The organism is Brevundimonas sp. UBA5936 (assembly GCA_002430835.1).
In the GTDB taxonomy this organism is placed as follows: Bacteria; Pseudomonadota; Alphaproteobacteria; order Caulobacterales; family Caulobacteraceae; genus Brevundimonas.
The window spans coordinates 78,155-99,098 of sequence record DJDA01000113.1 but is presented as its reverse complement, the minus strand read 5'-3'; the positions used below and the strand labels follow the sequence as shown (position 1 = coordinate 99,098).

Here is a 20,944-nt window from a genome sequence, read left to right as displayed (position 1 = left end):
GGGCTGTCGACGCAGTTGTTGATGATGTTCCGCCATCCGAGCGAGGCGATCACGTCGCTCATCTTGATGTCGTAGTGGTCGATGGTCACCGCCAGCCCTGGCAGGAAGGACGGCGTCAGGACGACGCCCAGGGTCAGGGTCTCGCCCTCTTCAGGCGCCAGGTCGGGATTGCCCTGGCTGACCACCGGCCGCGTGGCGGTGGACTGGACGAAGTCGGGCGACAGGCCCAGGGCCGCGCAGTTCGCCCGGCGGTTGGAGGAGAAGTTGCCCAGGTTCACCCGCGTGGCGTCGCACGGGTCCTCGATCTGGCTGTAGCCTTCGCTGCCGCCACCGAACAGTTCGTTGATATTGGGCGCCCGCACCGCCTTGGCGAAGTTGCCGCGGAAGCGGATGTTGCGGTCGACTGTCCATTCCAGGCCGACGCCGTAGCTGCTGTCGCCGCCCGTGGTGGTGTAGTCCTGGTAGCGATAGGCCGCTGTCAGATCCAAATATTGCACGAACGGGACATCGGCCAGCAGCGGCACATTGATCTCGCCGAAGATCTCCTTGGATTCATAGCGGCCCTCGGTGATCTGCTGGGCGTTCTGGAAGATCAGCCCCTGTTGCGAGCGCAGGTCCGGTACGGAGCGGGCGTATTCCTTGCGCCATTCCACGCCCGCAGCGAAGGCGACCGGCAGGCTGGTTCCGCTGAACAGAGACGGATGGGAGAACAGTTCGCCGTTGACGCTGGCCACGGCGTTCCACTGACGGGTCACGTCGTCCCGGACGGTGTAGATGTAGGAGTAATCGATCGCTTCCTGGGAGGCGATGCCCGCCCCGAACAGGTTCAGCGGCTTACAGCCTCGGGCCCGCGCGTCCGCGTCAGCGCAGACGATCTGCCCGTTCATTTCGATGGCGTCGATCGACTCGTAGAACTCCCTCTGCAGTCGGTCGAAGTTGGTGAACTGGGACTCGGTCTGGCCGTAGTTGACGTAGGTCTCGAACCGCCAGCCGTTGCTGAAGGCGCCGTCGAACCCGGCCACGAAACGGGTGGTGTCATAGACGCTCTCATAGGTGCGGATGCCGAAATCCCGGTCGTTGCGGGTGATGTCGAATTCCTCCACCCCCGCGGCCGTCAGCATCGCGCGCAGCTCCGCCGGCAGGAAGGCGTTGTCCGCCTGGATGCGGTAGGCGTTGCCAGTGGCCGTGCCCGCGACGTCGCCTGCGAAAGTGCCGTTCTCGCGCTGGCTGTTTGCCTCGGTGTGGAAATACTTGCCCTCGGCGAACAGGTTCAGTTCGCTGATGAAGTCGCCGGAAGGCTGGAACTGATGGCGCAGCTGCAGCTCGCCCCCATAGCGCTCGACTGGAGTGCGCAGGGCGTCTTCGCGGAACTTGAAGCCGTCGCCGCCTATGGAGACCTTCTGCGGCCGCCCGGCGCCGTCGACGACGATCTGGCCGCGATCGAAGGGAACCAGCCGGCCGTCCTCAGTGAAGGTCAGGCTGTAGGCCGCGTTCGAGCCGATCGGCGTGACGATCACCGGGGTGAAGGAGTCGTTGGTGATGTTGGTGTAGACGTCCCGCGCGGTAATGAAGGACGGCAGGCCGTCGTCCGGGCTCTTCTTGTCCGGGTTCGGGATATAGGCCAGACCGCTCATGGCGTAGTCGCGCTCGTGCCGGTACAGTCCCTCTGTCTTGTCGTAGGTGGCGGCGGCCATGATGTTGGTGCGACCGTCGTTGAAGTTCCGTCCGACGGCCACCGAGCCGTAGTAGGTGTTCGGGCCGTCGGCCGAGCCGTACTGGGCCTGGGCGGCGATGCCGTCGAAGTCCTGCTTGGTGATGAAGTTGACCACCCCGGCCACGGCGTCGGCGCCATAGACAGCCGACGACCCGCCCGTCACCGTATCGACGCGCGCGATCGTGGTCTTGGAGATGGTGTTGACGTCCACCGCGCTGGTGCCGCTCGACCCCGCCACATGGCGTCGTCCGTTCACCAGCACCAGGGTGCGGCTGGCGCCCAGGTTGCGCAGGTTCAGCGTCGCCAGGCCCTGTCCGGCCACCGTATTGGTGGTGCTGGAGGCCGATGCGCCGAGGCCGACCTGCGGCTGGCGCGCCATGGCGTCGATCAGGTTGGTGACGCCGATGTTCTCGATCTCCTGGGCGTCGACGACGTTGACCGGAGTCGAGGCCTCGACGTTCGGGCGTCGGATACGCGAGCCGGTCACCACGATATCGGCGACGGCGCTGGCTTCCGGCTCGGCGGCCGGCGCTTCGGATTGAGCCCAGCCAGGCTGGGCGGCGGCTGTGACGGCCAGACCGGCGATTATCGTCCCGGTCTTCAGATACGCAGACAGTCTCATCGGATCACCCCTCGTTTTTTGATTTGAATTTGCGCCCTGAGTCCCATCGCGGCGATGGTTCTCCAGCCTGACGCGCCGCGACGGGACGGATCGAGCGTAGCGTTCGTGAGCACCGCCTGGCCTGCGTCGTCAGCTGGATCGACGCTCCCGTCAGCAGCGGCGCAGACCGCGCGCGCCCGCCTGAAGGCAGCCTTCACCCCTGTCGTGGTCCGCAAGCCTCAATCCCTCCCAAGATCGGGGGCCGCGGCCCCTGCAAGCGTCTGTCGGCGCTTAGCCGACTCCTGAATCGCTACCACTGAGGCGGGAGCAGGAGCTTCGGTTATTGTTCGTGGAGCGGAATGAAATTCACGCCGACGTCGAAAAACTGCGCCATCTTCGAAATGGGCGCCGAAGGCTCAATGAGAAATAGAAAGAATCATTTTGTGAAAAAAATGAAACAATAATCCAATATGCAAAACGGTATTCGTCATGCGTGGGTGGTTTTTTCCTATGTTGGTTGGCGTCTTCATCAGGAAGTCGTTCGCAACGAAGCCGGAGAAAGCGCCTATAATTTGAATGTCGTGCGGCAGTGACAATCCCCTTCAAGAGCGGATGCAGGTCCGCCTGAGCGCGGGATAGCGGCAAAGCTAGGCGCTTGAACCTGTTACGGCCTCTGACGGCCCTGGGCGTGTGCAGCGCCTCCCGCCCGCCGCCCCACGCGGCCGGATCGCGCGAGGGCGTTTCCGGACCATAGGGTTATCGCGCGCTGGCGATTAGGGAGCCGCAGTCCGCGTCTTCCGCCAGGCCGGGATCGATAAACCCGAGCAGCGCTGCGATGGGGCTGACGAGCGTGGCCAGGGCGCCGACGACGCCGCCCTGTGTAGCGACGGCCGACAGGTCCACGCCGAGATCCGGAGAGGCGAGGGGGCCGGTGATGGTGATCGGCGCCCAGACCCGCAGAAGACGAGGCTTCTTGGTTTCGCCGTCGATCTTTAGATTCAGCTTCTCGGCCCCCAGGTCGACGGTTCCCGATCCCTGGGCCAGGACCACATCCGTGTCGATCACCAGGGTGCGGGCTGTAGCGACGCCGTCTGAGACCTTGAAATCGGCGACGGCGCAGCGGATGGCCGAAGCGGACTGATCGCCCGAAAGCAGCTTGCGCAGGCCGGCGCCGACGTTGATCCCCAGCAGTTCGGCGAAGGCCGAACGCATCCGCCCTTGAGGAACGACGAGGCTGAGGCTTCCCTCCGAACGGGCCGCCAGTTCATGAATGGACGCGCCGGGCCCTTCCAGCTTCGCCCGGCCCAGGGCGCGGCCCGTCACGGTCGGCGCACCGTCCCGTGCGGGTATGATGGATTCCAGCGGATAGCCGCTGAGACGGAAGTCGACGGCGCTGTAAGGCGTGTCCTTCGTGGCGTCGATCCGCGCGGTTCCATTCAGTTCGCCGTGCTTGAAAGCGAAGGAGACCGGATCGAGCTTCAAAACGCCGTCTTTCAGATCCGCGCCGAGCCGGACCTGCCGGATGTCGAAGGCGTTGGCTTTCACCGAAGCGGCCCGATAGGCGAGGGTTCCGTCCATCACGCGCAGACGTTCTGTTCGCAAGGGCGCGTCGGGCAGCAGTTTGCCGGGCTCGCCCGAGGTCGCGACCGTGCCCGCAGTCGTGACCTGCGGGCGCGCGCCCAACACGGCCGCCAGGTCGTCGATGTCCAGGGCGCGGGACGCGAGCTCGGCATCGACGCGGCGGCGCCCTTCGACCCTGTTCACCTCCAGGGTCCCCGACAGGTCCGACGATCCGACCTGCCCGCTGAAGTCCGCGAAGCGGAACCGGGCTCCGTCGCGAGTCAGGCTTCCTCTCAGCCGATAAGGCGGCGTGTTGGGGGTCGTAATCCCGGTCAGAAGGTAGAGGTCGGCCAGATCACGACCCTGCAGCTCGAGCCTGGCGTTGAAACGACCCAGGTCGAAGGGCCGGGTGACGGCTCCAGCGGCGCTCAGCCTGGAGCTCGCTCCGGCCAATTCAGCCGTAAAAGCATAGGGCCGGTCGCGGCGAATGTTGATGAAGGGACCCCCCGTCACGCGAAGCGTCAGGGGCTCGCCGTTCATGGTCCCCTTGCCGTCGAGCACGAAGCCGCTCTCTCCATCCTGGGGCGAGCGTGCCTCACGCGCCGTGACCACGGCGTCGAGCGTCATGCCGCGTCGCTGCTCGTTCAACGTCAGCCGACCGTCGTGAATGACCAGGCGCTGTATGACGGGCAGCCTGGCGCCCCGCCCGTCATCGGGTCGGTTCGGCTCCAGGTCCCAGCTGCGCCGGCCCTGGCTGTCGACGACCAGGTGGACCCGCGGGCGGGTGAGGGTCAGCGAAGCCACTTCGATCTGGCCCAGAAACAGCCGTCGCAATCGTATCGAGACGTCGAGACGTTCGATCTCGGCGGTATTGCGCCCGGGAGACCATGTGGGCCCGCCGACGCTGAGACCGCGCACCGTCGCCGAGGGCGTCCAACTGAACAGCCTGACATCCAGGTCCCCTTTCAGAGCCACCTCCCGGCCGGTCGAGGCTGAGGCGGCGCGACCGATAGGGCCGCGCACCCAGTTCCAGTCGAACAGAACGAGGAACAGGAGAAAGGCGGCGACGAGGCCCAAGGTGATCGCCGCCGCGATGAACTCCGGCCGGCCGGGACGACGAACGGCGAGCCATACGGGGTCCCGAGCGACCACATAGGCGCAAATGGCGTCGCGGCCGTCACCTGCGCGCCGCAGGGCCGCTTCCCCTCTCTGGCGCAAGCTGTCGATCGCTGATTTCGCTCCAGGCCTGTCGATCAAGATCGCCTCCGGTGAGGCTGATTAACGCCTCAACCGGCAAAGGGCGCCACGTGCCGGGTCGGCCTGCGCGGGTCCAGGCGCCCACCGGTTTCCCCGAGGCTCTCGCGTTCGAGCGCCTCAGACGTTCAGAACTCTACGCAGGGATTGCTCGATGCCGCCGCCGCAATAGGCGTCGCCGTATTCGCGGCGCGACCACTCCGCCAAGCGGGCCAGGGCTGGCGTCCCTGAGAGGCGCCGTGCAAGGCCAGCGGTGATGGTGGCGGTTTCTTCAAGCATTAATTCGATAGGGCGGAAGCGCTCGGTCAGGGCGGACCAGAGGGTCGCGGTGACGATGTCGGCCACGCCCGGTCTTTCTCCACCCAGCAAGAAGCCGGAATGCGCCGTCAGGCCATGGCGTCGGCCCAGGTCCTCCCACAACGCCATCCATTTTTCCAGGCGGGGCGCGAAGCCCGACCAGCGCGCCTCGGTCCACATCTGTCGGCCGCCGTCCAGAGTGATCTCATCGATGAGGTCGTTGGCGTCATTGACCACCTTCATCGTCAAGGCGCGCAGCTCTGGCGTGGAAGGCAGCAGTTCAAGCGTCTCTCCCAGATACAGAAGGATCGCGGGCATCTGGGAGATCGCCGCTCCGGAAGCGTGATCGACCAGTACGGGCGGCCCCATGAAAGGCACGGGCATCTCCCTTGGCGGCTCCTGCATGAGCGCGCTGATCGCCGCTTCGTTCGTCTCCGCCCAGGTCCTGCCAGCATGGGCGAGAAGGGCGCGAACGAATTGGCCCCGGAAGGGAACCGGCCAATAATAGAGGGTGAAGTCCTTCATGGAGCTCTCCAGCGCTTAGCTGATCGCGAACGCCAGCGGGGGTGGGGCAAGCGAATTTGCAGAACAGGTCCGACCCTTTCGCGTTCCGCTTCCGATACGGCGCATTTCAGGCTGGAGCCGTCATGCTGCCGGAAGAATGTTCTCATTTTGTTCGAGTCTTGCTAGGCGTTGTCCATGGACGTTGCCCCCACCCGCAAGATCATCCACGTGGACATGGACGCTTTCTTCGCCTCGGTGGAGCAGAGGGACGATCCCGCCTTGCGCAGTCGTCCCGTCGCCGTAGGCCACGCCGCTTCGCGCGGCGTGGTCGCCGCCGCCAGCTATGAGGCGCGCAAGTTCGGCGTGCGGTCGGCCATGCCGTCGAGCACAGCCTTGCGGAAGTGCCCGGAACTGATCTTCACGCCGCCCCGGTTCGAGGTCTATCGCGCCGTCTCGGCGCAGATTCACGCCATCTTCGCCGACTATACGAACCTGATCGAACCCCTGTCCCTCGACGAGGCTTACCTCGACGTCACCGCAAATATCCGGGGCTTGCCGACGGCGTCGGCGACCGCGGAGGAGATACGCGCGCGCATCCTCGAGGAGACCGGTCTGACGGCCTCGGCCGGGATTTCCTACAATAAGCTCCTGGCCAAGTTGGCCTCGGACCAGCGCAAGCCGAACGGCCAGTTCGTGGTCCCGCCCGAGCGAGGAGAGGCTTTTGTCGAGGTCATGCCGGTGAAGCGTTTCCACGGCGTCGGGCCGGTGACGGCTGAGAAGATGAACCGCCTGGGTATCGAGACCGGCGCAGACCTCAAGCGTCAGTCCTTGGCCTTCCTTCAGCATCATTTCGGCAAATCCGGCGCCTGGTACTACGGCGTGGCGCGCGGGGAGGATCCGCGCCCCGTCAATCCGGACCGCGAGCGCAGGTCCAGCGGCTCGGAGACCACCTTCGCCAGCGACCTGGTCGATCCCGCAGCGATCGAGGCGGGCGTGGATCGGATGGCCGACGAGGTCTGGGCCTGGTGCGAAAAGGCGGAGGCGCTCGGCCGGACCGTCACGGTGAAGGTCAAATGGGCGAACTTCCAACAGTCGACCCGCAGTCGGTCCTTCAAAGAGCCGGTCGCCTCGAAGGCGCGGTTGCGTGAGATCGCCCGCCTGCTGGTGCGCTCCCTCTATCCGCCAACCAGGGGCGTGCGGCTTGTCGGCGTGACCCTGTCCAATCTGGAGAAGGCTTCGCCTGGAATCCCGTCATGGACGCCGGCGGGCGAACTGGCGCTGTGACGGCCATGCTCCAGACCGATCTGTTCGGCCACATCCCGCGGCCAGCCGCGCCTGCAGGTTTAGACTATTGGCCGGACGTCCTCACGGCGGCCGAACAGGCGGCGGTGGTCGCTCACCTGCAGAAGCTGAGCTTCAAGCCCTATGAGCATATGGGCTATCAGGGCTTCAGACGGATCGCAGCTTTCGGACGCCGCTACGACCTTGAGCGACGTCGACTGGAGACGGCCGAACCTTGGCCGGATTTCCTTAAAGCGCTTTTGGATCGCCTGGCTGGACCGCTCAGTCTTGATGAGGGGGCGTTCGTGCAGGCCCTCGTCAATGAATATGCGCCCGGCGCCGGGATCGGCTGGCACCGCGACCGTCCCGTCTATGGGAAGATCCTGGGCGTCTCCTTCCTTGCGCCCTGCGTCATGCGCCTTCGTCGCAAGGCGGGGTCGAAGTGGCGTCGCGCCGGAGCGGCGCTGGGGCCGGGCTCCGTCTATCGCCTTTCCGGCGAAGCGCGGAGCGACTGGGAGCATTCCATCTCGCCGATGACGGCGCTGCGCTACTCCGTCACCTTCAGGACCCTGGCCTGACAGTCGGGCCTAACCCGTCAGGATTTCGGCGGCTTCAGGGTAGCGCTGGGCCAGGCGCGAGGCCCAGTCCGCCGATGCGGGGCGCACCTGCCGGGCTTCGCGGGGGCGCGCCAGGACGAGGGCGGCCGCCTCGCGATGGGCGGGCCAGTCCATCAGCAGGCGCATGGCCGCTTCGAAGTCCGGGTGGGTCGAGGCGTGAACGAAGGCCTGGTCGAGCGCTTCGACATCGTCGAAGTCCGCCAGGCGCGAGAGGTAGTCGCGAAGGACGGGCGCCGACAGGTCGCGCTCGAACAGGCGCCAGCGAAGGTCCTGGGCTTCCTGGCGATGGCCCTCGGCGTCCATCACCTCGATGGATGCGGCCTCCCAGGCCGGGGTCAGTCGGGGCGCGCCGTCAGTCGGGTCGCGCCCATAGGTCCAGCGACGGTTAAGCGGGGAGGGGCTAAGGGCGGCTTCCAGGGCGGCGCGGGCTTCTGCAGCGCGGCCGACCTCCATGAGCCGGCGGGCGATGTCGGCGGCGACGTCGGGCGATCCGGCCTGTTCAGGCGTGACGAGGGACAGCCATAGATCGAGGTCGCCGGCCCGATCCGCGAGGCGACGCAGCAGGTTGCGGCCGGCCGGAGTTTTGCGGGTCGATACGTCCAGGCCGTCCAGAAGTCGGCGCGCCGTGAGCGGGCCGAGGGCCTCGCCGGCGGCGGAGATCCAGCGCGCATAGTCCTGGGGGCGCCGGCGGAGCGCATCGACCAGGTCGCGCAACGCCTCGTCTCCTGCGGTTTCGGCGAGGGTGAAGAGGTCCGGCGACGCGGCTTCGAAGGCGGCGGGCAGTTCCCCCTTGGTGTCCTTCACGCGGGCGGCCAAGCCAGGATAGAGGTCGAACCAGCGAATGAGGACGGCGAGCGCCTCGCCGGGGACCTCGGGCGCCAGGCGCTCCAAGATCATGTCACGGTGCGTGTTCAGGTCGTCGATCAGTTCGCCGCGCTTGCGCCAGGACACACGTGTGCGGGCGACGGAGACGGCGGTGATGCGCTTGCCGATCTCAAGGGCGAGGAGGTCGGGGCCGGCCTCGGCCGCCAGTTCCAGACGAAGACGGCGCTTGAGATTGGCGTTCCCGGCGCCGGCCTCGATCAGCAGGTCCGCCAGGCGGGGCGCCCCGAGATGGACGAGGTTGGCTGCGGAAAGCCTGGTCGAGATCCTGGGTTGTCGCGCCATGAGGTCCTTTGGGATGAGTGGGGTCGTCCGAGGGGCAGCTATAGCACGGGCGCCAAGGACGATTTCGTCACCACCCTGCTACCCAGCAGTCGCTGTGTGTCGGACGGGAGGCGCGCCTTACGCAGCCGCCGCCAAAAGACACGGATTGGCGCAATTCGAAAGCAGGACACAGCGACTTCGTTTGTAATGTTATTACATATCGGCTAGTGCCCGCGCATGTCGATGTCAACCGATCCCGCCGCCGCGCATCCTGCGGCTGGCCGCCCCGTCGCCGCCTGGGGGCGCATAGAATCCATAGACGCCCTGCGCGGTCTGGTGATCTTGCTGATGCTGGTCGACCATGCGCGAGAGTTCTTCTTCATCCACGCCCAGGTCTCGGACCCGATGGATGTGACGGCGACCTCTCCGGCGCTCTTCTTCACCCGACTGACGGCGCACCTGTGCGCGCCGGTCTTCGTGGCCCTGACCGGTCTCAGCGCCTGGCTCTACGCCTCGAAGAAGGGCGGCGCACCGGCGGCCTCGGCCTTCCTGTTCAAACGCGGCCTGTTCCTGATCGTGCTGGAGCTGACCCTGGTCAGTTTCGCCTGGACCTTCTCCCTGACGCCGACAACCATCTTCTTGCAGGTCATCTGGGTCATCGGCCTGTCGATGATCGTCCTGGCGGCTCTTGTTCACCTCCCGCGCGGCGTGCTTGTCGCTCTCGGCCTGATCATCGTGCTGGGGCATAATCTGCTGGACCCGATCACTGTGGTCGACGGCTCGCCCGGCCATGCGGTCTGGGCCGTGCTCCATGATCGCGGCTATATCGATCTTCCCTGGGGCGGACAGGCGCGGACCTCCTATCCGCTGTTGCCCTGGATCGGCGTCATCGCCCTGGGCTACGCGATCGGGCCCTGGTTCGTCGCGAACGGCGCACAGCGTCGCCGTCGTCTGGTCGTGCTGGGTCTCGTCATGCTGGGGCTGTTCGCCCTCCTGAGAACGATCAACCTCTATGGCGATCATCCATGGACTGCGCAGTCTGACCTTCTGCATACCGTGATGAGCGTGCTGAATCTGACCAAGTATCCGCCATCGGCTGACTTCCTTCTTGTGACGCTCGGCGCGGGTTGTCTGTTGCTGGCGGGGCTGGAGCGGGCGCCGCAGAGATTGGTCGGTCACCTCGCCGTCTTCGGCGGCGCGCCGTTGTTCTTCTACCTGATCCACCTCTACGGCCTGCACCTGCTCAATCTGGGCGCGCTGGCGCTGTTCGGTCCCAATCAGGGCGAGGTCTTAAGCCTGTCGGGCGTCGGCTGGATCTGGCTTCTGGCTTTAGCCGTGGCGGTTCCCAGCTGGTTCGCCTGCCGCTGGTTCGGCGGGGTCAAGCGCCGCAGCTCGCAATGGTGGATGAAGTATCTCTGAGCCCAAAGACCGCTGCCGCGGCAAAGCTCCGGGCGATACTTGCGTATTCATACCCCTTTCCTCCCTTGGCTGCGGTTCAGATCAAGCACTGGAAGCCTTTCCTATGGAGCGGCGGCTTTGGACTGGGATTTATGATCCGATCTTCTATTCCGGCACATAGATCATCCTGCCGTCGGGGAGGCGATAGGCTGAGCCCGCCTTGACGCCCTGGCCTTCGCCGATCCGGCCCTGGGATTCGTAGCGGGTCAGTTCGTCGCCCTCCTTCACGGTGATGCGCATGTCGGCCTTGCCGGGGTTCTCGATCACCATCAGGTCGCGTGCGTTGAAGGGGTTGAGCGGGTTCTGAACCAGAACCACGAGCAGGACGGCGATGATCACCACGAACAGGTCGATCAGATTGACAACGGCGGTGATGGGATCGTCGTCTTCTTCGTCGAGGAAGCGCATCAGCCGGCCTCCCGCGCGCGTTCGATGGCGCGCAGGTCCTGAAGCAGCCAGCGCCGGCGCACGGTCAGCACATAGTGGGCGATGCTGGCGGCGATCAGGGCCAGGGTCACGCCCGAAAAGGCCACCACCATGTTCTCGCCTACGCCCGAGGCGTCGCCACGTCCCAGCGCAAGCAGGGCGGGGCCCATGGGGATCATGGTGGCGACAAGGCCCAGCATGGGGGCGCTGCGCGAGACGATGCGCAGGCCCTCGAGGTCCTTGAGGATCATCAGTTCCAGATCGTCGCTGGCGGCATCGGTCGCTCGCCAGCGGCGCCATAGGGGACTGCGCCAGTCGGCGCGTCGGCGCTGACCGGCCTCCACCAGGAAGGCGCCGAGGGCGAACAGGGCATAGGCCATGGCGGCCAGGATGAGGATCAGCGCCGGCGCGAGGAACAGGCTGGAGACCTGATAGAGGCCGGCTTCAAGCTGGGGCATGAGGGACCTTTCGAGGGAGGGAGACGAGACGGCTGACGCCGCCCGCCAGGAAGGCGAGGAGAAACAGCAGGCCGCCCCACGGCGGGGGAAGGGACGGGGCAGGGGCGGGCGGCGGGATCGGCTCAAGGACCTGGCCCCGCACGAGGTCGGAAGGCGTGCGCGCCGGGGCAGGCTGCGGGGCCGAGGCGGCCGCTGAGCGAGCCGCTCCCTGGCCGAAGCCGGGATGCGTCGTCGCTCCGGGGGGCGAAGGACTGTCGATCTGCGCCAGGCGCGCCTCAAGCGCTTGCCGCGTCGCCGCGTCAGGAGACCAGTAGCCCTTGGCGACGGCGTCGCGCAGGCGCTGGATCATCTGTCGCTCGGCCGTGGGGTTGTGGGCTTCGAACCATTCCCGCACGCCCAGGCCGCGCTCGTCGCGGACATAGACATCGTGAAGCGCCTGCCACTGATCCTGCCGGACCATGCCGGGCGCGGTGGCTTGCCAGCCGAACAGATTGTCGGCCAGATCCACGACAGCCAGCGTCCCGGCATAACCTTCGGCCTGCATGGCCTGGATCCAGGTGCGGTTGGTGTAGCGGCTGCGCATTTCCGCAGCCAGAAAGTCGCGAGCGGCGACCGTCCTCGGCGACCCGGCCCGCGCGTCGGTGATGTAGAGCGAGGGCGCCTCGCCGCCGGCCCGACGGATCGCCAGCGACAGGCCGCCCAGGTATTCGAAAGGGTGGTCGGTCGACAGGACGCCATGCAGGTTGCTGGATCGCGACAGGGCGGCGGCCTGGACCCCGGCGAGCTGGGCGGCGAAGACGCCGCGCTGCGCTTTCCGGCCCCAGCGTCCCGCGCCATAGACATAGCCCAGGCGGTCCAGGAAGGGATCGGCCAGATCCTCGGCGTCATTCCAGCTGTCCGCGTCGCGCACGGCGTCGGGCACGCCGCTGCCGTAGTCGCCGGGCGCATTGCTGAAGATGCGGGCGCGGCCCAGGGTCTCGGCCTCATCGGTCGAAAGGCCTTCGGCGACCAGGCGAGCGGCGGCGGCGCGGCTGTTCTCCGCGACGGGATCGCCGGGCTCATTCTGTTCGGCGATGCGTTCGACAGCGTCGGCCAGCAGGCGCAGGAAGCCGTCGAACTGATCGCGATAGACGCCGGTGGCGTGCACCACCACGTCGATGCGCGGCCGCCCCAGTTCGCCGGCCGGTATGATGTCGAGCGCGACGATGCGTCCTCCCGCGTCCCAGCGGGGCCGTAATCCCAGGGCGCGCAGAATCTGTCCCTCAGGAAGGCCGAGGGTGCGGACGGATTCGGACGACCACAGGCTGACGGCCATCTTGGTCAGCGGGCGCCCGTCGTGCTCTTCGGCATAGGCCTGACGCAGGCTGTCCAGGGCCCCGGCAGCGGCGTCATAAGCGGCCTGGGCGGGAATTTTGTCCGGCGCGAAGGCGTAGAGATTTCGGCCGCCGACGGCTTCGGGGTTACGCACCGGATCACCGCCTTCGCCGGGCAGGACGAAACGGCCGGACAGGGCTCTGAGCAGGGCGTCTGTCTCTCCGGTTTCCGCCAGGCGCCGGTCGAGGATTTCAGCGCGTTCGATCTGGGCGCGCAAAAGGGGATCGGCGACGGAACTGGAAGGAAGGCCGTCGCGAAGGTGACGTTGCAGCGTCTGGAAGGCCGGATCGGCGTGCAGGGCGACCTGGTCCTTGGCGAGCACCTCCTGCTCGTCCCGGCCAAGCGCCTCGAAGTAGGGCGCGCCCAGTTGCTGCATGACGGTGGTCAGCCGGTGATCCGGCGAGGCCGGACGACCGAACACGTGCAGCCCGAGCGGCGTGGGCGCGCCGCCGACCTGATGCAGATAGTCGTGCAACTGGTTCAGGAAGGCCGCGAAGTCGATGCGCGCGGTCGATCGCGTCCAGCCCATGTCGGCGTCCACGCTTCGTTGCGCCGCGAGGTCGAGAATCTGCTCCCGCACAGCGTCCTGCACCGCGCCCTCTTCCAACTGCTGGTGCTGATGGATCAGGTCGTGGAGGGTTTTGAGTTCGTCGTTCAGACCTGCGGGAGAAAAGGGCGGAGTTTGATGGCTGACGGTGACGGCGCGGCCGCGCCGCTTCGCTTGCATGGCCTCGCCGATGTTGTCCTGGATGTAGGGATAGACGACCGGCAGGCCGCCCAGCACGACGAAGGCGTCATCGTGCGCCGACAGTCCCCGGTCTTTGCCGGGCAGGAACTCTTGCGTCCCATGCGTGCCCAGATGGATGAGGGCGTCGGCGTCCAGGACGTCGCGCACCCACAGATAGGCGGCCAGGTACAGATGGTCGGGCGGTGCGGCGGTGTCGTGATAGGCCTCGCCCACGCGGGCCGCCCGGGGCGGTTGGGGCAAGACGGTCAGGGCGCCGTCGCGGAAGGCGGGGATGACGAAAACCGTCTCGCCGTCGATGGTCCGCACCGACCAATGCCGCGCCGGGTCGCCCCAGCGGGCCTGGACGGCGTCACGCCGGACGGCGGGCAGGGCGTCAAGCCAAGCGCGATAGCGGGCGACGGGCAGGGTCACGGCCAATTCCCGCTCCCGCAGACCGTCCAGTTCCTCATGCCGGTAGAAGGCGCCCAGTATGGCGCGCGCCGCGTCGATCCAGCCGGCTTCGGAAAGCGGCGGAATCGCATAGCCCGCCGCGTTCAGATCCAGGCTCAACGCCTCCAGGCTGCGCGGAACATTCAGGTTCGAGGCCGAGACGTTCGCCTCGCCGCCGGGATGGTTCCAGAACATCAGGGCCAGCCGCTTGTCGGCGTTGGGCCTGCGGCGAAGGGCGACGAGGCGGGCGGCGCGGGCGGCGACGGCTTCGACCTGTTCGGGAATCGGGGCGAGAGCGCCGTTCTCGAAAGCCGAAATCACCATGGGATCGCTCATGCCCCAGGCCTCGGCGGGAGCCATCAGGGCGGCGGCGGACCGGCTGGGCAGGCCGGTATCGGCCGCGCGCCAAGCCTCGACGCCGCCTTCCCGGTAGGAGAAGGTCATCAGGGCGGGGATGTCGAGCGCGGTGAGTTGGTCGCGGATCGGGTCGCCGGCGACGATATGCTGGGTGTTGAGGAGCAGATCGGGGGCGAGCGGCGCGAGCGCCTCGGTCAGGCCCTGCGGACGACGTTGGTCGAACCACACGCCGACGCCCTCCAGGCCCCTGGCGTCGAGCGCGGCGATCAGGGCGTCGATCACGGCGTTGTCGCCATCCGCGACCTGTGAACTCGACATCACGATCGCCGCGCGGGCGCGCGCCGGCCGCCCGGCAAGCCAGGCGTCGAGAGCTTCGGCGTCGTGCGCCTCCAGGCTCGGGTGATGATAGCCGACCTGCTCCAGCGGGCGCGGCGGCGGAAGCGCGGCGGCGTCGCCGCCCATGGCGTGGAGCTTCAGATATCGGAATAGGAGGGTGAAATTCTCCTGTCCGCCCGCCGCATAGTAGCCGGCGATGCGCCGCGCCGCCTCGGGCGACAGGTTGCCGAAGGCCGGCGGGCCGCCGCCGATGCGGACCCAGGGCCGGTCGCCGATCTCGAGCCTGTCGCCGATCACGGCCTGCACCGCTTCGACATCGGAGGGACGCGGCGTGTCCAGAAGAATGAAGTCGGCCTGCGCCCAGTCCGGTTGATCGTCAAGCGTGGAGAGGGATGCTCCACGCAAGGCGACGTCCTCCGCCCCAGCCATGGCCTGCAAGCGCACGAACTTGGCGGGCAGGATGAAATCGCTGCCGATCACCTGCACGCGTGGGCCCGGCGCGTCCTGGGCGGCGGCCCGGAGGGCCGGGGTCAGGCAGACAGCGACGATTAGGAGGAGGCGGAGGAGGAACGCCACGGCTCAGAAGCTCGCCGTAAAGCCGAGGTGGTAGAAGCGGCCGGGCTCGGCGAAGGAGAAGAAGCCGGATTCCTCGGCCAGACGCACGTCGGTCAGGTTCTGAACCCCGGCGCGCACCCACAGGTTCGGCTGAAGCTGGTAGCCGCCTTCCAGCGACACCACGGCGTAGTCGGGAACCGGCTGCTGTACGGAGTTGGAGACCATCCATTGCTCGCCGACGTACTCGCCGCGAAGCTGGACGAAGCGGGTTTCCTCAGGTTGCCAGCGCAGGGTGGCGTGGCCGCTGTGCTCGGGCCGCTCGGACAAGGGAGAGCCCGTCTCCCGGTTTTCGCTGTCCAGGTAGGTGTAGTCGGCTCTCAGGCTGAAGCCGCCCGGCAGGGGCGCGGCGCCGGCCAGTTCTACGCCGCGAATTCGAGCCTCGGCGATGTTCTGATACAGACGGATTTCACGGCCGCGCACGCCGCAGAATGCAGTGCAGCGAGTTTCGATCAGGTCCTCGATGTCGTTGTCGAAAACGCCGACGCGGCCCATCCAGCCGCCCCGGCGGTATTCGGCCGAGGCCTCGTAGGAGGTTCCGATCTCGGGCTTCAGGTCGGGGTTGCCGTAGACCCGGAAACGGCCTGCGGCCGCTATGGTCTCGAACTCCGGCGACAGTTGTTTCAGACTGGGCGACTTGAAGCCCCGGCCGCCCCCGGCCTTGAGCGTCAGCCCCTCGAACGGCGACCAGACGGCGTAGAGGCGCGGGCTGGTCTGCCACCCGTACTGCTCGTGGTGATCAAACCGCGCGCCGCCGGTCAGCGACAGCGAGGACGTCAGGGTCCATTCGTCCTGCATGAACAGGGCGTAGCGTTCGCCTTCCAGCCGGCCGGACCGGGAAGCGGCCGCGTCCTCCAGCTGCTCGCGCCGCCATTCGCCGCCCACGCTCAGACGATGGCTCGCCCAACGGTCGAAGGTGGCCCGGCCGTCAAGGATGTCCTCCTGCATCCCCACAGGGCGCGAGGGGGTCTGTCCAGCCGTCACCGCATTCTCGCGATCCAGCGTCGAACGGTAGACGCGGACGGCTGTTTCGCCCCAGCCCCAGACTCCGCGATGCGACAGGGCGTACTGGCGCCGCTGCACCGTGTCGGCGAAGCGATAGTAGACGGGCGGCGCGCCCGTGGTCGCCGTGTCGCGATAGCGGTCGTCGCGCCCGCCCAGAATGGTCAGGTCGATCCGCTGCGCCGCATCCGGCGTCCAGCTCAAGGTCGCCGAGCCGGTGACGGTCTCGCGATCTTCGAGGTCGGAAAGGCGACGGTTCGTCGCCTGGGGCGTATTGGCCCGCGCCTTGGATTCCGCGAACAGGCTGAGGCCTAGACGGTCCTGCGCCAGAGGGCCGCCCACATAGGCGCCGACCTGGTAGGTTTCGCCCCCTCGGCCGTCCTCGCGTAATCCGCCCATGGCGGTCAGGCTGCCGCGCCACTCGTCGGACGCGCTGCGGGTGATGACGTTGACCACGCCGCCGAGGGCCTCGGACCCGTAAAGCGACGACATCGGCCCGCGCACGACCTCGACGCGTTCGATGGCTTCGGCCGGCATCCAGCCCAGGTCGAAGTCGGCGTGCTGGACGGCATTGGCGGCGGCGTTCACCCGCCGCCCATCGAGAAGGAACAGGGTGTGTTCGCTGGGCATGCCGCGGATGGAGACGCCGCGCCGGGTCAGTCCGGCGCCGTTGAGCGTCACGCCCGGCACATCGCGCAGGACGTCTGTCAGGTCTTGAACCGGCCGCCGAAGAAGCTCTTCGCGGTCGATGACGGTGACACTGGCGGGCGCGTCGGTCGTCGTCCGCTGGGTGGATGTGGCGGTGACGACCACGTCAGGCAGGCGTTGCGGCGCGGCCTCTTCGGCGATGGCGGGAAAAGCAGCGCCGAGGGCGGCGGCGAACGCCGTCGCAGAGGCCTGCGGAATAGCGGATTTCATGGTGTGAGATGTCCAGGACGTCAGTGGGCGTGCGGCCTGCGCCGCCAGTTCATCAGGTGAGCGGCGCTGAGCAGCAGGCCGCCGGCGACGGTGATCGGCGTCTCGGCCTCGTGTGTCGGCCATTCGGCGGCGGCCAGGAACAGCAGGGCGACGCCGAGCGCGCCCAGGCTGATCAGCGGCCAGGCGCGACGACCGTCCGGCGTCGGGCGCGTCAGTGTCCAGGCGGCGATGGGCGCGGCGGTCAGGGCGAAGGCCCAGTGCACCCAAGGGGCTTCCGCGAACAGGCCGAGAACCGGCAGCAGTCCTGCGACCAGGGGCAGGGCGAGGCAGTGGATCATGCACAGGCAGGACAGGCCGACGGCGGCGGCGTCGCCCCAGGTCTGGACACGAGCGTTCATGGCGATCCTTTCAGAGGAAAGTCGGCCGCGACGTCATGGGACGCCGCGGCCAGGCGGGGGGAGGAGGGGAAGGATCAGAATCGGGCGCGGAAACCCAGGACGAGATTGCGGCCGCGCAGGGGCGCCAGATGGCTGATGAAGGAGGCGTGGTTCAGCGCCTTCTCGTCCAGCAGATTGGTCCCGCGCACGAAGATCTGCCCGCTGATGTCGGCGATCGTCGGGACGTCATAGGCCAGGGTGGCGTTGACCATGTCGTAGCCGGGCGTCTTGCGCTCGAAGGCGGCGATGCGGTCCTGCTCGAAGACGTGGACGTACTCCAGATTGCCCGACCAGGCGCCCTGGTAGAAGTCGCCGCGGACGCCCAGACGGCCGGCCGGAATGCGCGGCAGGTCGCCGCCGTCGCCCTTCAGCTCGGCGCGGACGTAGTCGCCGAAGGCCGTGGCCGACAGGCCCGGCCTGAACGCGTGGGTGACCTGGCCTTCGATCCCGGTGAAGCGGGCGTCGGCCTGGGTGTAGCGGATCAGGCGGAAGTCCTCGAACTGGTCGAGGGTGTCGGCGAAGATGTAGCCGTCATAGTCGTAGTGATAGAGGCTGGCGGCGAAGGTCGTGGCGCCCTCGATCTTCTTCAGGCCCAGCTCGATCGAATTGGCCGTCTCGACGTCCAGATCGGCGTCGCCGATCTCATAGGTGTTGGTCGCCAGATGGACGCCGCGCGCATACAGCTCCTGCGCCGTCGGCGCGCGCTGGGATCGGGCCAGGGTCACGCTGGCGACATAGCCGGGCGTAAAGGTCCAGCTGGCGCCGCCGGAAATGGAGAAGGGCGAGTGGCTCGTATCGGTGCGTCCCAGGGCGCTGGCGTCCTGCCACTCCTGGCGCAGGGCGCCTTCGAAGCGCCAGTCGCCGGCGACGTATTCCTCGACCAGGAACAGGGCGTGGTTCTCGGTGCGGCTTTCGGGAATGAAGGATTCGGCGCCGACGGCGGCGAAATCGCTGCGCGAGGTCTGGGCGCCGACCACGCCGCGCACCCCGCCGATGGCGGCGTGCTGCACCTCGACGCGGGCGTCATAGCCTTCATTGGTGAAGGTGGTGGCGATCTCGCCGTCGTCGATCTCGTCGTGGCGATAGTCGGTGAAGCCGCCGCGGAAGCGGATGCGTTCGATCCCGGTGAACGGATTCTCGATCTCGCCGCGCACGTCCACCCGCTTGCTGATCAGGTCGACGATCGGGACATGGTCATGATCGTGGTCGTGATCATGATCGTGGTCATGGTCGTCGCCGTGGTCGTGACCGCCGCAGTGCAGGCTGGAGCCGTGCGGATGGCAGGATTCATACTCGTGCGTATGCCCCGGCAGGCCGTATTCGCTGCGCTGCTCCGTATAGGCGGCCCCCAGATAGCCGCGCGACCCGATCCAGGACAGGCCCAGGGTCGCGGTCGAGCTCCGGTTGAACGACCCGTCCAGCGTGGCTTCGTCGAAGTCGGGAACCTCATAGTCGTCGGTGCGGCGTCCGGCGGCCTCGACGCGGATGGCGAACGATCCCGCGCCGGCGGTGAGGCCGACCACGCCGGCTTCTTCATTGTCCGCCGTGCCGAGGCGGAACTCGGCCACGCCTTCGCCGCCGTTCTCAGGGATGCGCGTCGGGATCTTCTTGTCGATCAGATTGACCGCCCCGCCGATAGCGCCGCCGCCGTAGAGCAGGGCGGACGGGCCGCGCAGGATCTCGACGCCCTCCAGCAGCAGGGGCTCGCCTGACACGGCGTGGTCGGGCGAGACTTCCGAGGCGTCCATCAGGGCCGAGCCGTCGGTCAGGACTTTCACGCGCGGCGCGGTCTGGCCCCGGATCACCGGACGGCTGGCCCCGCCGCCGAAGGTGTCCGAGTTGATCCCGGGCAGGCCGGTCAGCGTCTCACCCAGAGTCGATTGCCGGCGCTGGACCAGTTCGTCTCCGCGCAGCACCGCCACATTGGACACCACCTCCCTGCTCGACCGGCCCAGGGCGTCGGCGGTCACCACGACGTCTTCCAGGCGCGTCGCGGCGGGACCGGACTGGGGCAGGGCGTCGGCCCAGGCCGATGTCGAAATGGCTGAGAAACTCGCCGCCGCGAGCAGGATCGATCTTGAGTGCATGACGCTCCCCGTTCATGAAGAGAGTCGCTATTATGTTATATCGTAACATTCATCAAGCGAGCATGAGGGAGATTGAAATGAGCGGCGAGGGGGCTGCGGCGGAGGCCGAGCGGGTGCAGGTCGAGGTCTGGCGAATGATCGGGCGGGTCTTCGAGACGTGTCGGGCCAACGGTCTTAGTCAGTCCGATCTGGCGAGAAGGCTCGGCGTCCCGCGGGGACAGGTCTGCCTGTGGCTGAGGGATCGGGAGCGCATGACCCTGAAGGCGGCGGTGCGCCTGGCCGACGCCATGGGCCATGATCTCGAAGTGCGGCTGGTCCGCCGAGCGACGTTTCGCGCTGCCCGGGCCGAGGCGCAATGAGCCTGTTCGATCACGTCGAGGCGCTGCAGGGCGACATTCCGTGGGGTCGTTTTCTGGACGCCGGGACAGGGGTCAACTCCAGTCTGTGGAGCGCGGGTCTGGCCACGGAGGCCTGGACGGGGGTGACGGCTGCGGCCGGTCATGCCGATCAGGTGCGCGACTCGGTCGGGGAGCGTCTTCGTCCGCACGACCGGTTGCTGCTCGGCAACTGGACCGACGCGACCTTGCTGGAAGGCGAGGTCTTCGACACGGTGCTGGCCGATTATCTCATCGGCGCCGTCGAGGGCTTCGCGCCCTATTTCCAGCAAACCCTTCTGCGCCGGTTGAGGCCCATGACCGGGCGTCGCCTCTATGTCGTCGGCCTGGATCCCTACATCGTCGGACCGGCCGATACGGACGAGGCCCGGATGGTGCGTGAGATCGGCAGACTCCGCGACGCGGTCCTGCTCCTGGCGGACGAGACGCCCTATCGGGAGTATCCGGCGGAGTGGACGTTGAACGCGCTCGTCAGCGCCGGCTTCAGGGTGCTCTCGGCTCGTCGCTTTCCCAATCGCTACAAGGCCAAATGGGTGAACGGTCAACTGGATATGGCTGTGCGGCGCTTGCCCCGGGTCGCAGATCAAGGGCTGGCCCGGAGCCTTGCCTCGCGGGTTGAAACTCTTCGCGAAGAAGGACTCGCGCTCTGTGCCGAGCGCAACGGCTTACGATGCGGCGCCGATTATGTGGTGGCTTGCGAGCTGAACTAGAGTCGCTTTCTCGCTCTGACGCAATGACTGCTTCTGAAGCGATGTGGGCGTTGAATGTCGCTGGCGTAGTCACGTCATGAAGCGGATCGCAGGTGTGAGGTCTCGTCCAGATCCGGCTCCCGCAACCACCGTTCGTATAGCCGCTCTGGTTATACCGATATAGGCGCCAAAAACCCCGTAATCTCAATGGCTTGCGAGATTTTTGCGTTTCTGCGTTTGCGCT

Annotated in this window: 15 protein-coding genes; 5 read left to right on the top strand and 10 right to left on the bottom strand. The window is 67.2% G+C overall.

The genetic code is table 11. The annotated features are described in order from the left end of the window. From B2Y21_RS11365 to B2Y21_RS11355, 3 genes are all read right to left on the bottom strand, one after another. On the bottom strand, nucleotides 1-2,336 hold a 2,336-nt coding region (locus tag B2Y21_RS11365), incomplete at its 3' end, for a TonB-dependent receptor domain-containing protein (protein WP_292059840.1). Between the two features lie 735 nt (nucleotides 2,337-3,071). Beyond that, a complete protein-coding gene (locus B2Y21_RS11360; protein ID WP_292059839.1) occupies nucleotides 3,072-5,132 on the bottom strand; it encodes an AsmA family protein in 2,061 nt (686 codons plus the stop codon). Between the two features lie 117 nt (nucleotides 5,133-5,249). Next, nucleotides 5,250-5,951, bottom strand: a complete 702-nt coding sequence (locus B2Y21_RS11355; RefSeq protein WP_292059837.1) for a glutathione S-transferase — start codon at nucleotides 5,949-5,951, stop codon at nucleotides 5,250-5,252. A gap of 174 nt (nucleotides 5,952-6,125) precedes the next feature. Here B2Y21_RS11355 and dinB point away from each other — a divergent pair, with 174 nt between their 5' ends. Continuing rightward, complete coding sequence (gene dinB, locus B2Y21_RS11350; RefSeq protein ID WP_292059835.1) at nucleotides 6,126-7,214, top strand: DNA polymerase IV; 1,089 nt, start codon at nucleotides 6,126-6,128, stop codon at nucleotides 7,212-7,214. 5 nt (nucleotides 7,215-7,219) lie between these two features. Beyond that, entirely contained in the window at nucleotides 7,220-7,789 is a 570-nt protein-coding gene (locus B2Y21_RS11345; protein WP_292059832.1) for an alpha-ketoglutarate-dependent dioxygenase AlkB, read from the top strand. Nucleotides 7,790-7,798: 9 nt separating this feature from the next. Here B2Y21_RS11345 and B2Y21_RS11340 read toward each other — a convergent pair whose 3' ends face one another. Further along, nucleotides 7,799-8,995, bottom strand: coding sequence for a DUF6880 family protein (locus tag B2Y21_RS11340; protein WP_292059830.1), 1,197 nt, complete (start codon nucleotides 8,993-8,995; stop codon nucleotides 7,799-7,801). 216 nt (nucleotides 8,996-9,211) lie between these two features. Between B2Y21_RS11340 and B2Y21_RS11335 the strand changes: the two genes are divergently transcribed. Beyond that, nucleotides 9,212-10,393, top strand: a complete 1,182-nt coding sequence (locus tag B2Y21_RS11335; protein WP_200165205.1) for a DUF1624 domain-containing protein — start codon at nucleotides 9,212-9,214, stop codon at nucleotides 10,391-10,393. Between the two features lie 144 nt (nucleotides 10,394-10,537). Here the strand turns inward: B2Y21_RS11335 and B2Y21_RS11330 are convergent, their stop codons facing one another. From B2Y21_RS11330 to B2Y21_RS11305, 6 genes are all read right to left on the bottom strand, one after another. Next, nucleotides 10,538-10,840: a DUF2149 domain-containing protein gene (locus tag B2Y21_RS11330; RefSeq protein ID WP_200165204.1), complete on the bottom strand. Its 303-nt coding sequence runs from the start codon at nucleotides 10,838-10,840 to the stop codon at nucleotides 10,538-10,540. Continuing rightward, nucleotides 10,840-11,316 carry a MotA/TolQ/ExbB proton channel family protein gene (locus B2Y21_RS11325; protein ID WP_200165203.1) on the bottom strand — a complete coding sequence of 159 codons (477 nt, stop codon included), beginning with the start codon at nucleotides 11,314-11,316 and terminating at the stop codon, nucleotides 10,840-10,842. The genes B2Y21_RS11330 and B2Y21_RS11325 overlap by 1 nt, the downstream gene beginning before the upstream one ends. Beyond that, entirely contained in the window at nucleotides 11,303-15,136 is a 3,834-nt protein-coding gene (gene cobN / locus B2Y21_RS11320; RefSeq protein WP_292059827.1) for a cobaltochelatase subunit CobN, read from the bottom strand. The genes B2Y21_RS11325 and cobN overlap by 14 nt, the downstream gene beginning before the upstream one ends. A 3-nt stretch (nucleotides 15,137-15,139) precedes the next feature. After that, entirely contained in the window at nucleotides 15,140-17,092 is a 1,953-nt protein-coding gene (locus B2Y21_RS11315) for a TonB-dependent receptor domain-containing protein (RefSeq protein ID WP_292059825.1), read from the bottom strand. A gap of 20 nt (nucleotides 17,093-17,112) precedes the next feature. Continuing rightward, complete coding sequence (locus tag B2Y21_RS11310; RefSeq protein WP_200216570.1) at nucleotides 17,113-17,490, bottom strand: MerC domain-containing protein; 378 nt, start codon at nucleotides 17,488-17,490, stop codon at nucleotides 17,113-17,115. A 74-nt stretch (nucleotides 17,491-17,564) separates the two neighbouring features. After that, nucleotides 17,565-19,616 (bottom strand): TonB-dependent receptor domain-containing protein, encoded by a 2,052-nt coding sequence (locus tag B2Y21_RS11305; RefSeq protein WP_292059821.1) that lies wholly within the window; start codon nucleotides 19,614-19,616, stop codon nucleotides 17,565-17,567. A 77-nt stretch (nucleotides 19,617-19,693) separates the two neighbouring features. Here B2Y21_RS11305 and B2Y21_RS11300 point away from each other — a divergent pair, with 77 nt between their 5' ends. Both B2Y21_RS11300 and B2Y21_RS11295 read left to right on the top strand, forming a co-directional pair. Then, nucleotides 19,694-19,975: a helix-turn-helix domain-containing protein gene (locus tag B2Y21_RS11300; protein ID WP_200165198.1), complete on the top strand. Its 282-nt coding sequence runs from the start codon at nucleotides 19,694-19,696 to the stop codon at nucleotides 19,973-19,975. Beyond that, the gene (locus B2Y21_RS11295; protein WP_200165197.1) at nucleotides 19,972-20,721 is read left to right on the top strand and encodes a class I SAM-dependent methyltransferase; all 750 of its coding nucleotides are present in this window, start codon (nucleotides 19,972-19,974) and stop codon (nucleotides 20,719-20,721) included. The genes B2Y21_RS11300 and B2Y21_RS11295 overlap by 4 nt, the downstream gene beginning before the upstream one ends. Nucleotides 20,722-20,944: the final 223 nt, after the last annotated feature.

What these genes read in the sequence shown, in the direction of transcription:
- B2Y21_RS11355 (WP_292059837.1), bottom strand. Translation starts at nt 5,951, where the DNA reads ATGAAGGACTTCACCCTCTATTATTGGCCGGTTCCCTTCCGGGGCCAA.
- dinB (WP_292059835.1), top strand. Translation starts at nt 6,126, where the DNA reads ATGGACGTTGCCCCCACCCGCAAGATCATCCACGTGGACATGGACGCT.
- B2Y21_RS11345 (WP_292059832.1), top strand. Translation starts at nt 7,220, where the DNA reads ATGCTCCAGACCGATCTGTTCGGCCACATCCCGCGGCCAGCCGCGCCT.
- B2Y21_RS11340 (WP_292059830.1), bottom strand. Translation starts at nt 8,995, where the DNA reads ATGGCGCGACAACCCAGGATCTCGACCAGGCTTTCCGCAGCCAACCTC.
- B2Y21_RS11335 (WP_200165205.1), top strand. Translation starts at nt 9,212, where the DNA reads ATGTCGATGTCAACCGATCCCGCCGCCGCGCATCCTGCGGCTGGCCGC.
- B2Y21_RS11330 (WP_200165204.1), bottom strand. Translation starts at nt 10,840, where the DNA reads ATGCGCTTCCTCGACGAAGAAGACGACGATCCCATCACCGCCGTTGTC.
- B2Y21_RS11325 (WP_200165203.1), bottom strand. Translation starts at nt 11,316, where the DNA reads ATGCCCCAGCTTGAAGCCGGCCTCTATCAGGTCTCCAGCCTGTTCCTC.
- B2Y21_RS11315 (WP_292059825.1), bottom strand. Translation starts at nt 17,092, where the DNA reads ATGAAATCCGCTATTCCGCAGGCCTCTGCGACGGCGTTCGCCGCCGCC.
- B2Y21_RS11310 (WP_200216570.1), bottom strand. Translation starts at nt 17,490, where the DNA reads ATGAACGCTCGTGTCCAGACCTGGGGCGACGCCGCCGCCGTCGGCCTG.
- B2Y21_RS11305 (WP_292059821.1), bottom strand. Translation starts at nt 19,616, where the DNA reads ATGCACTCAAGATCGATCCTGCTCGCGGCGGCGAGTTTCTCAGCCATT.
- B2Y21_RS11300 (WP_200165198.1), top strand. Translation starts at nt 19,694, where the DNA reads ATGAGCGGCGAGGGGGCTGCGGCGGAGGCCGAGCGGGTGCAGGTCGAG.
- B2Y21_RS11295 (WP_200165197.1), top strand. Translation starts at nt 19,972, where the DNA reads ATGAGCCTGTTCGATCACGTCGAGGCGCTGCAGGGCGACATTCCGTGG.